Origin of the sequence: Bradyrhizobium sp. CCGB12, from assembly GCF_024199845.1 — a bacterium.
Taxonomy (GTDB): Bacteria; Pseudomonadota; Alphaproteobacteria; order Rhizobiales; family Xanthobacteraceae; genus Bradyrhizobium.
On record NZ_JANADO010000001.1, the window covers coordinates 4,301,311 to 4,317,127 of the forward strand.

The 15,817-nt window shown below is 64.6% G+C and carries 13 protein-coding genes; 6 read left to right on the forward strand and 7 right to left on the reverse strand.

The features are described 5' to 3' along the window. Positions 1 to 15 precede the first annotated feature (15 nt). From NLM27_RS20180 to hpaR, 5 genes are all read right to left on the reverse strand, one after another. Positions 16 to 3,285 (reverse strand): DUF2126 domain-containing protein, encoded by a 3,270-nt coding sequence (locus NLM27_RS20180; protein WP_254144971.1) that lies wholly within the window; start codon positions 3,283 to 3,285, stop codon positions 16 to 18. Positions 3,286 to 3,454: 169 nt separating this feature from the next. After that, positions 3,455 to 4,978, reverse strand: coding sequence for a UxaA family hydrolase (locus tag NLM27_RS20185; protein ID WP_254144972.1), 1,524 nt, complete (start codon positions 4,976 to 4,978; stop codon positions 3,455 to 3,457). A gap of 98 nt (positions 4,979 to 5,076) precedes the next feature. Beyond that, positions 5,077 to 5,853: an aldolase/citrate lyase family protein gene (locus NLM27_RS20190; RefSeq protein WP_254144973.1), complete on the reverse strand. Its 777-nt coding sequence runs from the start codon at positions 5,851 to 5,853 to the stop codon at positions 5,077 to 5,079. 128 nt (positions 5,854 to 5,981) lie between these two features. Further along, a complete protein-coding gene (locus NLM27_RS20195; RefSeq protein ID WP_254144974.1) occupies positions 5,982 to 7,067 on the reverse strand; it encodes a malate/lactate/ureidoglycolate dehydrogenase in 1,086 nt (361 codons plus the stop codon). A 118-nt stretch (positions 7,068 to 7,185) separates the two neighbouring features. Then, complete coding sequence (hpaR, locus tag NLM27_RS20200) at positions 7,186 to 7,704, reverse strand: homoprotocatechuate degradation operon regulator HpaR (protein WP_254144975.1); 519 nt, start codon at positions 7,702 to 7,704, stop codon at positions 7,186 to 7,188. Positions 7,705 to 7,830: 126 nt separating this feature from the next. Here hpaR and hpaH point away from each other — a divergent pair, with 126 nt between their 5' ends. From hpaH to NLM27_RS20230, 6 genes are all read left to right on the forward strand, one after another. Then, positions 7,831 to 8,637, forward strand: a complete 807-nt coding sequence (hpaH, locus tag NLM27_RS20205) for a 2-oxo-hept-4-ene-1,7-dioate hydratase (protein ID WP_254144976.1) — start codon at positions 7,831 to 7,833, stop codon at positions 8,635 to 8,637. A 30-nt stretch (positions 8,638 to 8,667) separates the two neighbouring features. Next, positions 8,668 to 9,066 (forward strand): 5-carboxymethyl-2-hydroxymuconate Delta-isomerase, encoded by a 399-nt coding sequence (locus NLM27_RS20210; RefSeq protein ID WP_254144977.1) that lies wholly within the window; start codon positions 8,668 to 8,670, stop codon positions 9,064 to 9,066. After that, complete coding sequence (hpaE, locus tag NLM27_RS20215; RefSeq protein WP_254144978.1) at positions 9,059 to 10,597, forward strand: 5-carboxymethyl-2-hydroxymuconate semialdehyde dehydrogenase; 1,539 nt, start codon at positions 9,059 to 9,061, stop codon at positions 10,595 to 10,597. Before NLM27_RS20210 ends, hpaE begins: the two co-directional genes overlap by 8 nt. 107 nt (positions 10,598 to 10,704) lie before the next feature. After that, the gene (gene hpaD / locus NLM27_RS20220; protein ID WP_254144979.1) at positions 10,705 to 11,688 is read left to right on the forward strand and encodes a 3,4-dihydroxyphenylacetate 2,3-dioxygenase; all 984 of its coding nucleotides are present in this window, start codon (positions 10,705 to 10,707) and stop codon (positions 11,686 to 11,688) included. Positions 11,689 to 11,690: 2 nt separating this feature from the next. Next, the gene (locus tag NLM27_RS20225; RefSeq protein WP_254144980.1) at positions 11,691 to 12,560 is read left to right on the forward strand and encodes a fumarylacetoacetate hydrolase family protein; all 870 of its coding nucleotides are present in this window, start codon (positions 11,691 to 11,693) and stop codon (positions 12,558 to 12,560) included. Between the two features lie 23 nt (positions 12,561 to 12,583). Then, complete coding sequence (locus NLM27_RS20230) at positions 12,584 to 14,212, forward strand: thiamine pyrophosphate-dependent enzyme (RefSeq protein ID WP_254144981.1); 1,629 nt, start codon at positions 12,584 to 12,586, stop codon at positions 14,210 to 14,212. Between the two features lie 91 nt (positions 14,213 to 14,303). Here the strand turns inward: NLM27_RS20230 and alkB are convergent, their stop codons facing one another. Next, a complete protein-coding gene (alkB, locus tag NLM27_RS20235; protein ID WP_254144982.1) occupies positions 14,304 to 14,957 on the reverse strand; it encodes a DNA oxidative demethylase AlkB in 654 nt (217 codons plus the stop codon). 9 nt (positions 14,958 to 14,966) lie between these two features. Next, the gene (locus NLM27_RS20240; protein ID WP_254144983.1) at positions 14,967 to 15,713 is read right to left on the reverse strand and encodes a 2OG-Fe(II) oxygenase; all 747 of its coding nucleotides are present in this window, start codon (positions 15,711 to 15,713) and stop codon (positions 14,967 to 14,969) included. Positions 15,714 to 15,817 lie beyond the last annotated feature (104 nt).

Below are 15,817 nucleotides of genomic sequence, written 5' to 3' on the forward strand. Positions count from 1 at the left end.
GCCCCACCATCATACTCATTGCAGGAGCGGGGTCCGCAAGTCGAGGGTCAGCGGAAACTCATTTGTACGTTCCTCGGGCGGCGGCTGGACCGGCCCCGGCGTATGGCCATGGTCTTGGAAGCGCGCCAGCCGCCGTGCCTCGGCCTCATAGGTGTTGACGGGCTTGGTATCGTAGTTGCGCCCACCAGGATGGGCGACGTGATAGACGCAGCCGCCGATCGAGCGGCCGTTCCAGGTGTCAATGAGATCAAAGGTCAGGGGCGCGTGGACGGGTATGGTCGGGTGCAGGCCGGAGGCCGGCTGCCAGGCCTTGAAGCGGACTCCGGCCACGGCTTCGGCGGATCGGCCGGTCGCGGTCATCGGCAGGCGGCGGCCATTGCAGGTGACGATGTGACGGCCTTCGACAAAGCCCTCGGCTTTTACTTGAAGTCGTTCGACCGAACTGTCGACATAGCGCACCGTGCCGCCGGACGAGCCCTCCTCGCCCAGCACGTGCCAGGGCTCCAGCGCCTGGCGCAATTCCAGCGTCACCCCGCCATGATGGACCCGGCCGAAGGCGGGGAAACGGAATTCGAGCTGGGCCAGATACCATTCCGGCTCAAAGGGATAGCCGGACTGCTTCAACTCAGAAAGCACTTCAAGAAAATCCTGCCAAATGAAGTGAGGCAGCATGAAGCGATCATGCAGCGCGGTGCCCCAGCGTACGAACTTGCCTTGTTGCGGCTCGCGCCAGAATTTTGCGATCAGCGCGCGGATCAGGAGCTGCTGCGCCAGCGACATGCGCGGGTCCGGCGGCATTTCGAGCGCGCGGAATTCGACGAGACCGAGCCGCCCCGTGGACCCTTCCGGCGAATAGAGCTTGTCGATGCAGATCTCGGCGCGGTGGGTGTTGCCGGTGATGTCGACCAGCAGATGCCGGAACAGCCGGTCGACCAGCCACAGCGGCGTCTGGTAGCCCGGCGGCGGCACCTGCGACAGCGCGATCTCGAGCTCGTAGATGCTGTCGTGGCGGGCCTCGTCGATGCGCGGCGCCTGGCTGGTCGGGCCGATGAAGAGACCGGAGAAGAAGTAGGACAGCGACGGATGCCGCTGCCAGTACAAGACCAGACTCTTCAGCAGATCGGGCCGGCGCAGGAACGGTGAGTCCTGCGGCGAGGAGCCGCCGACCACGACGTGATTGCCGCCCCCGGTGCCGGTGTGGCGACCGTCGACCAGGAAGCGGTTGGCGCCGAGCCGAACTTTCCCTGCGTCCTCATAAAGGCCGGACGTGATGTCGACCGCCTCGCGCCAGCTCTTGGCCGGCTGGATGTTGATCTCGATGACACCGGGATCTGGCGTCACCTTGATGACCTCGATGCGCGGATCGAACGGCGGCGGGTAACCTTCCACATGGACCTGAAGCTGTATCTCCTCGGCCGTGGCTTCAAGCGCCGCGATCAGTTCGAGATAATCCTCGATGCGCTCGACCGGCGGCATGAAGGCGCAGAGCACGCCGTCGCGGACTTCGACCGACATCGCGGTGCGGACCGGGACGGAGGTATTGAGATGCTCGGGCGCAACCCGCGGCGGCGATGGCGGGCGCGCGGCGAGCGTGAACACCGGCAGCTTGCCCCGCGCCTCCATCGGGTCCTGTTCGACGATGTAGGGATATTGGTTGGGCGGGACGTAGCCGAGCGAGCCGATCGGCAGGCGCAGGCCCAGGGGAGAATCGCCGGGCGTCAGGAACAGATGATTGCGCCGGAGTTGCCAGCGCTCGCTGCGCCAGCGCGGCGGCGCGTTCCAGCGCTGCACCGGCAGCACGAAGCCGCGCGGCGTGTTGAGGCCCTGCTCGAACACCCGCGCTATGCGCGCACGCGCCTCCGGATCGGACAATTTGGAGTCGGACGGATCGACGTTAACCGGGAGCTCGGCCTCCTTCTGAAGCCAAAGCGCTGTGTCCTCGTAGGCCGGCATGATGTAGCCGGGATCGAGGCCGAGCCGCGCCGCCATACCTTCCATAAAGGTCTCGGCGTCCTTCACCTGCGCGGGCCGCGGATTTTCAATTCTGGCGATGAGATCGGCGTTCTTCCAGATCAGCACGCCATCCTTGCGCCAGTACAGGCCGAAGGCCCAGCGCGGCAGGCTCTCGCCCGGATACCATTTGCCCTGACCGTAATGCAGCAGGCCGCCGGGCGCGAAGCGCGTGCGCAGCCGGCGGATCAGATCGTCGGCGAGCGCACGCTTGGTCGGGCCGACGGCTTCCGTATTCCACTCCCCTGCCTCGAGATCGTCGACCGAGACGAAGGTGGGCTCACCGCCCATGGTGAGCCGCACGTCCTGCGCAGCGAGATCGCCGTCGACCTGCTCGCCGAGATCGTTGAGCCGCGCCCAGGATTCGTCAGAGAACGGTCTTGTGATGCGCGGCGCCTCGCGGATGCGCTTCACGCTCATGTCGAAAGCAAACTCGACCTCGGCAAAGCCGGCACCGCCCGAGATCGGCGCCGCGGAGCGATAATGCGGCGTGGCCGCAACCGGGATGTGTCCCTCGCCGGCAAGCATGCCGGAGGTGGCATCGAACCCAATCCAGCCGGCGCCCGGCAGGTAGACCTCGGCCCAGGCGTGCAGGTCGGTGATGTCGTTCTCGACTTCCGGCGGCCCCTCGATCGGATCGATGTCGGGACGGATCTGGACGAAATAGCCCGAGACGAAGCGCGCCGCGAGACCGAGATGACGCAGCGTCTGGATCAAGAGCCAGGCGGAGTCGCGGCATGATCCCGCGCCGGAGGCGAGCGTCTCCTCCGGCGTCTGCACGCCGGGCTCCATGCGGATGATGTAGCGGATCTTGGTCTGGAGCTCGCGATTGAGCTCGACCAGGAAGTTGACGGTGTTCGGGGCTTCCTGCGGGATCGTATCGAGATATTTCGCGAACAGACGATCGGGCTTGATGGTCTCGAGATAGGGTGCGAGCTCGGTCTTGAGATCTTTCGGGTACTCGAACGGGAAGCTGTCAGCGTAAGGTTCGACGAAGAAGTCGAACGGATTGACCACGGTCATCTGCGCCGTGAAATCGACCTCGAACTTAAGCTCGGTGGTCTTCTCCGGAAAGACGTAGCGCGCGAGCCAGTTGCCTTGCGGATCCTGCTGCCAGTTCACGAAATGATTTGAGGGCGTGACCTTGAGCGAGTAGCTCAGGATCGGCGTTCGCGTGTGCGGTGCCGGCCGCAGGCGGATGGTCTGCGGACCAAGGTCGATCGGGCGGTCGTATTTGTAGTGCGTGACATGATGTAGTGCGACGTAGATCGACACGGGGTGCGGTGCTCCAGCAGCATTTTTGAGCAGAACACCGCTGGTGACCTCGATCAAGCACTAACAACGGGCAGTGCGTGCCTACGGCACGGGCGAATGGTAAGTGGCGAATCGCGAGTAGCCAAAGGTTTGCCTTATTCGCTACTCCCTATTCGCCATTCGCCCCCGTTCACATCGTCGCGCCTAGCACCCAAGGCGCGAACTCGGCGCCGCCGAAATCGAAGCTCTCGCTCTTGGTCGGCTGGCCCGAGGCCGTCTTGAGGATGAGCTCGAAGATGCGCTGGCCGCACTGCTCGACGCTCTCCTCGCCTTCGAGGATGGTGCCGCAATTGACGTCCATGTCCTCTTCCATGCGCTTGTACATCGGCGTGTTGGTCGCAAGCTTGATCGAGGGCGCGGGCTTGCAGCCGAACACGCTGCCGCGGCCGGTGGTGAAGCAGACGAGATTGGCGCCGCCGGCGACCTGCCCGGTGGCCGCGACAGGGTCATAGCCGGGCGTATCCATGAAGACAAAACCCTTCTTGGTGATGGGCTCCGCGTAGCGCAACACCTCGACGAGATTGGTGGTACCGGCCTTCGCCATCGCGCCGAGCGATTTTTCGAGAATGGTGGTGAGACCGCCGGCCTTGTTGCCGGGGCTCGGATTGGCATTCATCTCGGCACCTTCGCGCTCGGTGTATTCGTCCCACCAGCGCATCAGATCGACCAGCTTCTCGCCAACCTCGCGGCTGACGGCGCGGCGCGTCAGCAGATGCTCGGCGCCGTAGGTCTCCGGTGTCTCCGACAGGATCACGGTGCCGCCGTGACGCACGATGAGATCGCTGGCAGCACCGAGCGCGGGATTGGCGGATACGCCGGAATAGCCGTCGGAGCCGCCGCATTGCAGCGCCACCGTCAGCTCGCTCGCCGGCACTGTTTCGCGCTTCACCTTGTTCGCATCGGCCAGCGCCTCGCGCACGAAGGCGATGCCCGCCTCGACCGTCTTGCGGGTGCCGCCGACCTCCTGGATGTCCATCGCGCGCAGGCGGCCGGCGAGCTTCTGCTCTTCCATCAAGCCGCCGATCTGGTTCACCTCGCAGCCGAGGCCGAGCACGATGACATGTGAGAAGTTGACGTGACGCGCATAACCGCCGAGCGTGCGGCGAAGCAGCGCCAGCGGCTCGTTCTGCGTCATGCCGCAGCCGGTCTTGTGGGTCAGCGCGACCACGCCGTCGACATTGGGGAAATCGGCCAGCGGATTATCGCCGGTGAAGGGATTCTTCTTGAAGACGTCGGCGACGAGGCTGGCCACATGCGCGCTGCAATTCACCGAGGTGAGGATGCCGATATAGTTGCGCGTCGCGACGCGGCCGTCCGGGCGGCGGATGCCTTCGAACGTCGCCGGCAGGTCGAAGTTCGGCGTCGGCTTGACGTCGGCGCAATAGGCATAGTCCTTGGAGAAATCACCCATGCCGCAGTTCTGCACGTGCACATGCTGGCCAGGCGCGATCGGCACCGTCGCAAAGCCGATGATCTGGCCGTAGCGCTTGATCGGCTCGCCCACGGCGATCGGCTTGATCGCGACCTTGTGGCCCGAGGGAATGCGCTCGACCGTGGTCACGCCGTCGGCGACCACCGTGCCCGACGGCAGGCTCGCGCGCGCGATCAGCACGCCATCATCGGAATGCAGGCGGATGACGGGGCTGATGGTCATGGCAGTTCTCCTTCGGAGGCGAATAGCGAGTGGTGGTGCCGAATGGAAAAAAGGGAGTAGCCTTGTATTCGCTACTCCCCATTGCCATTCGCGAGTTCTTAGGCCTTGCCGCCGGAATCCTTGCGGGTCGCGTTGACCTGCATCTTGGCGTAGGTGGTCATCATGCCCACCTCGTTGGACAACGTCACCAGCTTGAAGCCCATGTTGATGGCGCGCGCCGCGCCTTCGGCGCCGCTGCAATGGATGCCCGGGTTGAGGCCGCGCTTGCCGCACTCCTTGATGATCTTCTCGTAGATCGCGAGAATCTCCGGCTCGCTGCGGTCGAGCTTCGGCTCGAGGCCGTAGGAGAAGCCGAGGTCGGACGGGCCGATATAGACGCCGTCGATGCCTTCGACGTCGAAGATCGCTTCCATGTTCTCGACCGCGGTCCTGGTCTCCATCATCGGCAGCAGCACGATGTCGTCGTTGGCCGTCTTCTGGTAGGAGCCCGCGGTGCCGTACATGCCGGCGCGGATCGGACCGTTGGAGCGCACGCCCTTCGGCGGATACTTCGAATAGGAGACCAGGTTCCTGGCTTCCTGCGGCGTATTGACCATCGGGCAGATCACGCCATAGGCGCCGCCGTCGAGCACCTTGCCGATGATGCCGGGCTCGTTCCAGGGCACGCGGACCATCGGAGTGACCGGATGCTTGTCCATGGCCTGGAAGCACTGCACCATCGACAGATAGTCCTGCACGCCATGCTGCATGTCGACGGTGACGCTGTCGAAGCCGCATTGCGCGACCATTTCGGCCGAGAAGCCGGAGGGTATAGCGAGCCACGCGTTGACCACGGCCTTGCCCGACTTCCAGATTTCCTTGACCTTGTTCGCCACGTTGCCTTCCTTCTTTGTTGTTTAGACCGTGTTATTTGACCTTCGTCACCATGACGAGCGCCGCGATCGTACGATCCTGCTGTTACCGCGAACCGGATCGCCGCGCTACGCTTGCAATGGCGCAAGACCTATGCGGTCGCGCTCTGGATGCTGACTTCGCTGACGCCGACCTCGCGGGCGGTGCTCACTATTGCCGCCCAGGTGTCATCCGGCAAGGGGATGCCGTTCCGGGTCCGCTCAGCGCGCGTTTTCCGCTCCGGATCGCCCGGAATCAGCACCTGATCGACCCCGGCCATCGGCTTGGTGGCGCGGATGAAATCGACGTAGCGCGAGACTTCGCCGTCGAAAAGGTTGGAGGTGTCGACCACCTTCGGATCGACATAGAACGCCAGCATACCATTGGCAAAGCGCCGACCGCCCGATGTGGCCCCGGTTCCGGTCAACGCGCCGCCCAAGAGTTCACACATGAAGGCGAGGCCCGACCCCTTGTGCTCGCCGAAGGCGCGGATGGCGCCGATCCCCTTGGTGTGATCCCGCGGTCCGTCCTGCGTGTAAGGACCGTAGAGCACGACCGGGTCCTCGCTTAGGGTCCCGTCGGAATCGACCAGCGCGCCCTTCGGCAGCTTCTTGCCGCCGCGGCTTGCGACCAGCACCTTGCCTTCGGCGACGACCGAGGTCGCAAAATCCAGCACGATCGGGTCCTGCCCCTCGCGCGGGATGCCGACGCAATAAGGCGCGGTCGACAGCCGTTTCTCGACGCCGCCGAACGGGGCGACCAGCAGCGAGCCCGCGGCATTGACGAAATGGACCGAGATGAGACCTTCGGCCGCGGCCATTTCGGCCCAATCGCCGACACGGCCGATATGGCCGGCATTGCGCAACGCGACCGCGGCGAGGCCCGCCTTCTTGCACTTGTCGATGCCGATCCGGACCGCCTGCGGCGTCACGGTCTGGCCATAGCCGAACTTGCCGTCGACCACCGCGAGCGAGGGCGTGTCGAGCACCACCTCCGCGTTCTGGTTGGGCACCACCGAGCCGGTCTTCTGCCAGCGGATGTAGACGGGAACGCGGATCACGCCATGGCTGTCATGGCCGGTCAGGTTCGCCGTGGTGAGGTAGGTTGCGATGCGCCTGGCTTCTTCGGGTGACGATTGCACATGCGTGAAGACTTCAGTGACGAAGTCGATCAGCCTTTGGACCTGAATGGTGACCATGACGGTCTGCTTGCCTCTGCCCAGCGCCGATTTTGCAGCGATCGGCTTGGGCAGCACTTTGAGCGAAAAAGCGCAGGGATGTCCATGGCTCCCGCCACGCGCTCGCGCATATCAGCTTTCACTCCTCGGGACTTGCCTCCTCGCCGGCGCCGAGGCTCGCGAGACTGTGTTCGAGTTCGCCGAGCATCTCCTGCAACTCGGCGAGCTTGCGCGCGCCGAAGCGCTGCGTGATCTCCGCGTAGATCGCTTCCGACGTCGGCGCCACGGAGGCCATCAGCTTCACGCCCTCCTTCGAGATCGAGACCATGCTCCGGCGCTGGTCCGCTTTCGCCGTCTTGCGCTCGATCAGGTTACGCGCCTCGAGGTCGCGCAGGATGCGCGACAGGCTCGGCCCGAGCAGGAACGCCGTGCGCGCGAGTTCCGTGACCTCGACCGCTTCGATGGCAGCCAGCGCCCGCAGGATGCGCCATTGCTGCTCGGTCAAGCCGTGCTCGCGCAGCGAGGGACGAAATTGTCGCATCACCGCCTCGCGGGCTCGCAGCAGCGACATCGGCAGTGAGCGCGAGAAATCGCGCATCGGCACCTGCCGTGCGGCAGGTCCGCCTCCGTTCGCAGGATCGGCCGGTCTCTTCACCATGACGCCCTTTCAAGCCGCAAAACGTTTGCAGTGCAGCAAGCCCAAATTGTGTTTGACGCATTCACTTAACATGTTAAGTATCTCCGGGCACCACGATTTGTAAGATCACACGCTCCAAGATCACACATGGCGCTTTCCAACGACGATATCCAAGCTTGCGCGAGGCGTCTGCACCAGGCGGAGAAGACCCGCACGCAGATCAGGCAGTTGTCGCAGGATTTTCCCGAGATCACCATTGCGGATGCCTACGCGATTCAGAAGGCCTGGGTCGACGTCAAGATCGCCGAGGGGCGCATCGTCAAAGGTCACAAGATCGGCCTGACCTCGAAGGCGATGCAGAGCGCGCTCAAGATCGACGAGCCGGATTCCGGCGTGCTGCTCGACGACATGTTCTTTGCCGATGGCGGGCTCGTGCCGACCGAACGCTTCATCGCAACGCGCGTCGAAGCCGAGCTCGCCTTCGTCATGCGCACGCGCCTCGCAGGGCCCGATTGCACGCTATTCGACGTGCTCAACGCCACCGACTTCGTCGTGCCGGCGCTGGAGATTTTGGACACGCGCATCGAACGCGTCGATCCCAAGACCAAGGCGACGCGAAAGATCTATGACACCATCGCCGACAACGCCGCGAATGCCGGCATCGTGCTCGGCGGCCGGCCGATCCGTCCGCTGGATGCTGACCTGCGCTGGATCGGTGCGCTCTGTTTCAAGAACGGCCAGCTCGAGGAAACCGGGCTTGCCGCCGGCGTGCTCAATCATCCCGCTACTGCGGTCGCCTGGCTCGCCAACAAGATCGCGCCGCTTGGGCTCGCGCTGGAGCCCGGACAAATCGTGCTCGCCGGCTCCTTCATCCGCCCGATCGAGACTCGCAAGGGCGACACAATTCAAGCCGACTATGGCGCCTACGGCTCGGTGAGCTGCTACTTCGCTTAAACCAACAAGAAGACAGGGAGTGAAACCGCGATGCCGCATTTCACGATCGAATATTCGGCCAATCTCGATGGCCGTCTCGATATGAAGCTGGTATGCGAAGTCGTGCGCAAGGCGGCGGTCGAGACCGGCATCTTCCCGCTCGGCGGCATCCGCGTCCGCGCCGTCAGGTGCGAGCACTATGCGATCGCGGATAACAGGCAGGACTACAGCTTTCTCGACATGGTGCTGCGCATCGGCGAGGGCCGCGACCTGCCGACGCGCCAGAAGGCCGGCGAGCACGTCTTCCAGGCGCTCTCGAAACATCTCGATCCGGTCTTCGCCGCCAGCAAATTCGCCCTGTCGTTCGACATGCAGATCAACGACAAGGACACGAGCTGGAAGCGCAACAACATCCACGACGCCCTGAAAGTGGAGGCCGCCCATGGATAAGCCCACGCCGAAAGCCGACGTGTTTCAGGCCAACCGCGACCGCGCAGCGCCGCTGCTGAAGACGCTGCGCGCGGACGGCATCGGCCACATGATCGACGGCAAGATCGTGCCGTCGATCTCCGGCGAGATATTTGAGACGAAATCGCCGATCGATGGCGCTGTACTCGCCAGCGTCGCGCGCGGCAATGCAGAGGATATCGACGCAGCAGCGACTGCTGCTTCACTGGCCTTCAGATCCTGGCGCGACATGGGACCGGCGATGCGAAGGAAACTGCTGCATCGTGTTGCCGACGCGATCGAGGACAATGCCGACGACATCGCTGTGCTCGAATGCATCGACACCGGCCAGGCCTACCGCTTCATGGCCAAGGCCGCGATCCGCGCCGCCGAGAATTTCCGCTTCTTCGCGGACAAATGCGCCGAGGCGCGCGACGGCCTCAACACGCCGAGCGACGAGCACTGGAATGTCTCCACGCGTGTACCGATCGGTCCCGTCGGCGTGATCACGCCGTGGAACACACCGTTCATGCTCTCGACCTGGAAGATCGCCCCTGCCCTCGCTGCGGGCTGCACCGTCGTGCACAAGCCGGCCGAATGGTCGCCGGTGACGGCCTCCGTTCTGGCGAAGCTCGTCAAGGAAGCCGGCGTTCCCGACGGCGTGCTCAACACCGTCCACGGCTTTGGTGAAGAAGCCGGCAAGGCACTGACCGAGCATCCCGCCATCAAGGCAATCGGCTTCGTCGGCGAGAGCGCAACGGGCTCGGCGATCATGATCCAGGGCGCGCCAACCCTGAAGCGCGTGCATTTCGAGCTTGGCGGCAAGAACCCGGTGATCGTGTTCGACGATGCCGATCTCGACCGTGCGCTCGATGCCGTCGTGTTCATGATCTACTCGCTCAACGGCGAGCGCTGTACCTCGTCGAGCCGCCTGCTGATCCAGCAGAACATTGCGGAGAAATTCGTGGAGAAGCTGACCGCGCGCGTGAAGGCGCTGAAGGTCGGCCACCCCCTCGATCCCGCCACCGAGATCGGGCCGCTGATCCACGAGCGTCACCTCGCAAAGGTCTGCTCCTATTTCGACATCGCACGGCAGGACGGCGCGACGATCGCGGTCGGCGGCAAGGCCTATGACGGCCCGGGCGGCGGACATTATGTCGAACCTACCTTGGTCACCGGCGCGCACGGCAAGATGCGGGTGGCGCAGGAGGAGGTGTTCGGCCCCTTCCTCACCGTACTGCCTTTCCGTGATGAGGCGGATGCGATCGAGATCGCCAACGACATCCGCTATGGCCTCACTGGCTATGTCTGGACCAATGACATGGGCCGGGGCTTGCGCGTCGCCGACGCGCTGGAGGCCGGCATGATCTGGCTGAACTCGGAAAACGTCCGCCACCTGCCGACCCCGTTCGGCGGCATGAAGGCCTCGGGCATCGGCCGCGACGGCGGCGACTATTCGTTCGACTTCTACATGGAAACCAAGCACGTCTCGCTGGCGCGGGGCACGCACAAGATTCAGAAGCTGGGAATTTAGAGCCACCGTCGTTCCGGGGCGGCGCGAAGCGTCGAATCCGGAACCTCGAGATTCCGGGTTCGGTCCTGACGGACCGCCCCGGAATGACAGACCGAGGGGAAACGCCAATGCCCGTACCGCAACACATCTTCGAGCCGCCGTTCAACATCATCCGCTCGAGCCATGTCGTGCTCGACGTGACCGATTTGAAGCTGAGCCGCGAGTTCTACGAGACCACCGTCGGCCTGCATGTCGAGGATGCCGACGACAACGCGGTGTATTTGCGCGCCGCCGAGGAGCATCAGCATCACTCGCTGGTGCTGCGGAAAGCCGCGGCGCCGGCCTGTAACAGGCTCGGCTTCAAGGTCGGCAACGACAAAGACCTCGACAAGGCCGCCGCGTTCCTCTCCGAGAACGGCCTTGGCTACGCCTTCGTCGACCAGCCGTTCCAGGGCCGCACTCTGCAATTCACCGATCCCTTCGGCTTTCAGATCGAGCTCTATGCGGCGATGGACCGCCGGCCGCATCTTTTGCGCCGCTATGATCTCTACCGGGGCTGCCACCCGCAGCGGCTTGACCATTTCAACGTCTTCGCTGCCGAGGTGCAGGACACCGTCGAGTTCTACGCCCGGCTTGGCTTCCGTCTCACCGAATACGCCGAGGAGGACGGGCCGAACGGCCGCATCGCCGCCGCCTGGATGCATCGCAAGGGCAACGTCCACGATTTTGCAATCACCAACGGCAAGGGCCCTCGCCTGCATCACTTCGCCTATTGGACGCCGACGGCGATGAACATCATCCATCTCTGCGATGTCATGGCCTCGCAAGGTTTTGTGAAGAACATCGAGCGCGGGCCCGGACGCCACGGCATCTCGAATGCGTTCTTCCTTTATGTTCGCGACCCTGATGGACACCGCCTCGAGCTCTACACCAGCGATTACTTCACGGGGGATCACGACCACGAGCCGCTGCGCTGGTCGCTGCGCGATCCGCGCCGCCAGACGCTGTGGGGCGCGCCGGCGCCGCGCTCCTGGTTCGAGCAGGGCTCGCCATTCAGCGGGCAGGCCGTGCGCGAGCCGAAATTCGTGGCCGACGTGCTGGTGGCGGATTAATCATGAAGCTCCCTCGCCTCGCCACCTATTCGGTCAAGGGTAATATCCGCTACGGCGCCGTCCTCGAAGGCGGCATCGTTGACCTCTCCGCGCGCTATGCAAAAGACTATCCAACGCTGCGCGAGGTGATCGCCGCCGGAAAGCTGGTAAGCCTCGCCAAAGAGGCTGCCGGCCGCACGCCGGTTCACGCGCTTGGCGAGATCACATGGCTGCCGCCGGTGCCGGCGCCGGAAAAGATCATCTGCATCGGCGTCAACTATCCCGACCGCAACGCCGAGTACAAGGACGGGCAGGACGCGCCGAAATATCCGAGCATGTTCATGCGATCGCCCCGCTCCTTCGTCGGCCACGACACGCCGCTGGTGCGGCCGCGCGCCTCCGCGCAGCTCGACTACGAGGGCGAGATCGTGCTGGTGATCGGCAAGGCCGGCCGGCACATTGCGGAAAGCGCCGCGCTCGACCACATCGCCGCGCTCACGCTGTGCAACGAAGGCTCAGTGCGCGACTGGCTTCGCCATGCAAAATTCAACGTGACGCAGGGCAAGAACTTTGATTCCAGCGGCAGCCTCGGGCCGTGGCTGGTGCCCTACACGCAGGAATCGCAGATCGCCGACATCCGTCTGACGACGCATGTCAACGGTGAGCTCAGGCAGGACGATCGAACTAGCCGGCTGATGTTCCCGTTCCGCTATCTCATCAGCTACATCTCGACCTTCGCAACGCTCGTTCCCGGCGACGTCATTGTCACGGGCACACCGACCGGCGCGGGTGCGCGGTTCGATCCGCCGCGCTATTTGAAGCCGGGCGATGTCGTCGAGATCGAAGCCGAGGGCATCGGCGCGTTGCGAAACGGCGTCGTCGACGAAGTCTGAACAAGACGAAGTGGAATAGTGCAATGACCACCCTCACCGGCGGCGAAGCGATCGTAAGCGGGCTTGTGGCCCATGGCGTCGACACCGTATTCGGCCTGCCCGGCGCGCAGGTCTACGGCCTGTTCGATGCCTTCCACCAGGCTCAGCTCAAGGTGATCGGCGCGCGGCACGAGCAGGCCTGCGGCTACATGGCGTTCGGCTATGCGCGCTCCAGCGGCAGGCCCGGCGTGTTCAGCGTGGTGCCGGGCCCCGGCGTGCTCAATGCCAGCGCGGCGCTGCTTACCGCGTTCGGCTGCAACGAGCCGGTGCTGTGCGTCACCGGCCAGGTGCCGACGTCTTTTTTGGGCAAGGGCCGGGGCCATCTGCACGAGATGCCGGATCAGCTCGCGACGCTGCGGACCTACGTGAAATGGGCAGACCGTATCGAATATCCCGGCAACGCACCGACAGTCGTGGCGCGCGCGTTCCAGGAGATGATGTCGGGACGGCGCGGTCCCGCTTCGGTCGAGATGCCCTGGGACGTCTTTACCCGGCGCGCGGACACGGCCTCCGCAAAGGTGCTGGAGCCGCTGCCCGCGCCGCAGCCTGACGCTGACCTGATCAAGCAGGCGGCTGCGCTGATCAAGGCCAGCAAGGCGCCGATGATCTTCGTCGGCAGCGGCGCGATCGAGGCGCGCGAGGAGATCCTCGAGCTCGCCGAGATGATCGATGCGCCGGTCGTCGCCTTCCGCAGCGGCCGCGGCATCGTCTCCAATGCGCACGAGCTCGGGCTCACCATGGCGGCCGCCTATAAGCTCTGGCCCACGACCGACCTCATGGTCGCAATCGGCACCCGCGCGGAGCTGCCGGCCTCAGGCTTCCGCTGGCCGTATCAACCGAAGGGGCTGAAATCCATTCGGATCGACATCGATCCGGCCGAGATGCGCCGGCTCGCCTCCGATGCGGCGATCGTCGCCGACGCCAAGGCCGGTACGATCGATCTTGTCGCAGCCGTGAAGAAAGCCGGCTATGCCAAGGGCAGCGGGCGGCGCGGGACCATCCGCGAGGCCACGGCGACGGCGCAAGCGGAGATCCAGCGCATCCAGCCGCAGATGGCCTATCTCAACATCCTGCGCGAGGTGCTGCCGGCGAACGCGATCGTCACCGATGAGCTATCCCAGGTCGGCTTCGCTTCCTGGTACGGCTTTCCGGTCTACGAGCCGCGGACTTTCATCACGTCGGGCTACCAGGGCACGCTCGGCTCGGGCTTTCCGACCGCGCTTGGCGCCAAGGTCGCCAATCCCGACAAGCCGGTGGTCGCCATCACCGGCGACGGCGGCTTCATGTTCGGCGTGCAGGAGCTGTCGACCGCCGTGCAATTCAACATCGGCGTGGTGACGCTGGTGTTCAACAACAACGCCTACGGCAATGTCCGCCGCGACCAGCGCCAGCATTTCGATGGCCGGGTGGTGGCGTCCGATCTGGTCAATCCGGATTTCGTCAAGCTTGCGGAATCCTTTGGCGTCGCGGCCGCGCGCGTCACCGCGCCGGACCAATTCAAGGCGGCGCTGGAGAAGGCGCTCGCGCATGGCGGGCCGTATCTGATCTCGGTCGAGGTGACCAGGGATTCGGAAGTCAGCCCGTGGGCGTTCATTCACCCATCGAAGCCGTAGTTTTCGTCATTCCGGGGCGCGCGAAAGCGCGAACCCGGAATCTCGAGGTTCCGGGTTCGATGCTTCGCATCGCCCCGGAACGACCACTCTTTCAACGCGTCCTGCGGAAGGTCAGATTGATCCGCTTGCGGCCGAGCAGCGCGTGCTCGCCGTCGGCGAGCGGCGCGACGCCGTGATAGGCGAGCCTGCTAGCCCCACCCCAAACCACGACGTCGCCATGCACCAGGCGGAAGCGCCGCGGCTTGTCGCTGCGCGCCATGCCGCCGAACAGGAATGTCGCGGGCAGGCCGAGCGAGACCGACACGATCGGTGCCGAATAATCCAGCTCGTCCTTGTCCTGATGCAGCGATAGCCGCGTGCCGGGCTCGTACCGATTGACCAGGCAGGCATCGGGCGCAAAGCCGGCAAAACCGCCCTGCTCCGCCGCGCGGCGGGCGAGATCGCGGAACACCGGCGGCATCGCCGGCCACGGCGCGCCGGTTCGTGGATCGATCGGATCATAGCGATAGCCGGTATGGTCAGTGATCCAGCCGCACTCGCCGCAATTGGTCATCGCCACCGACATCTGGTAGCCGCCCGGCGTGGTCATGCGCCGAAACGGCGACTGCGCCACGACGGCGCGCACCGCTTCGATCAGCTCGCTCTCGATCGGCCTGACGAATCCGCGCAGCAACACGGCCCCGTCGGCGATCTCCTCGCGCGACGGCTGCGCCTCGGCAACGCTATCGAACAGATCCGCGGTCAATCGCTCCACTCATTTGGCATCATGAAAGATCACACCCAGCGTGTGGCGCTGGCCCGACCTGATACGGCTGACGCCATGACGCAGGTTAACGCGGTAGGTGCCGCGTGTCCCCTGCACCGGACGATGATGCACGGCAAAGGCGACGGCGTCGCCCTGCGCCAGCGGCACCACTTCGGCGCGCGACTGCATGCGCGGCCGCTGCTCGGTCAGCACAAACTCGCCGCCGGTGAAATCGCGTCCAGGCTCCGACAGCAGGATCGCGACCTGAATCGGGAACACGTGCTCGCCATAGAGGTCCTGATGCAGGCAATTGTAGTCGCCGGCCTCATATTGCAGCAGCAAGGGCGTCGGCCGCGCCTGCCCCGCCTCGTGGCAGCGCTTGAGGAACGCAGCGTGCGCCTGGGGATAGCGGATGTCGATCCCCATTGCCTCGTTCCAACGGTTGGCGACGCCCTGGAGCTGCGCGTAAAGCGCCGGGCGCATCTGTGCGATCAGATCGGGTAACGGATAGGAGAAATATTTGTACTCGCCGCGACCAAAGCCGTGGCGGCCCATGACGATGCGGCTGCGGAAGTGCGCGTCGTCGGGATAGAGGGCGGTCACGGCGCGGCATTGGTCTGGCGTCAGCAGGCCTTTCAAAAGGGCGCAGCCCTGGGAATCGAGTTCGCTGCTGATTTGAGGCCAGTCGAGGACGTCGACGCGGATGGCGAGGTCGGCGAACGGCGTTTGGGGCGATTTGCGTGCGGTCATTGTCATAACAATCACCTTTGTAGCTCGGCGTTCACCCCGCCACCCGATTTCCGATGACTATCTCCTCGTCATTGCGAGCGGAGCGAAGCAATCCAGAGTCCCTCCGCGGA

Coding starts and splice junctions, on each gene's coding strand:
- hpaR (WP_254144975.1), bottom strand. CDS start 7,704: ATGGTGAAGAGACCGGCCGATCCTGCGAACGGAGGCGGACCTGCCGCA.
- hpaH (WP_254144976.1), top strand. CDS start 7,831: ATGGCGCTTTCCAACGACGATATCCAAGCTTGCGCGAGGCGTCTGCAC.
- NLM27_RS20195 (WP_254144974.1), bottom strand. CDS start 7,067: ATGGTCACCATTCAGGTCCAAAGGCTGATCGACTTCGTCACTGAAGTC.
- NLM27_RS20210 (WP_254144977.1), top strand. CDS start 8,668: ATGCCGCATTTCACGATCGAATATTCGGCCAATCTCGATGGCCGTCTC.
- NLM27_RS20230 (WP_254144981.1), top strand. CDS start 12,584: ATGACCACCCTCACCGGCGGCGAAGCGATCGTAAGCGGGCTTGTGGCC.
- NLM27_RS20240 (WP_254144983.1), bottom strand. CDS start 15,713: ATGACAATGACCGCACGCAAATCGCCCCAAACGCCGTTCGCCGACCTC.
- NLM27_RS20225 (WP_254144980.1), top strand. CDS start 11,691: ATGAAGCTCCCTCGCCTCGCCACCTATTCGGTCAAGGGTAATATCCGC.
- NLM27_RS20185 (WP_254144972.1), bottom strand. CDS start 4,978: ATGACCATCAGCCCCGTCATCCGCCTGCATTCCGATGATGGCGTGCTG.
- hpaD (WP_254144979.1), top strand. CDS start 10,705: ATGCCCGTACCGCAACACATCTTCGAGCCGCCGTTCAACATCATCCGC.
- hpaE (WP_254144978.1), top strand. CDS start 9,059: ATGGATAAGCCCACGCCGAAAGCCGACGTGTTTCAGGCCAACCGCGAC.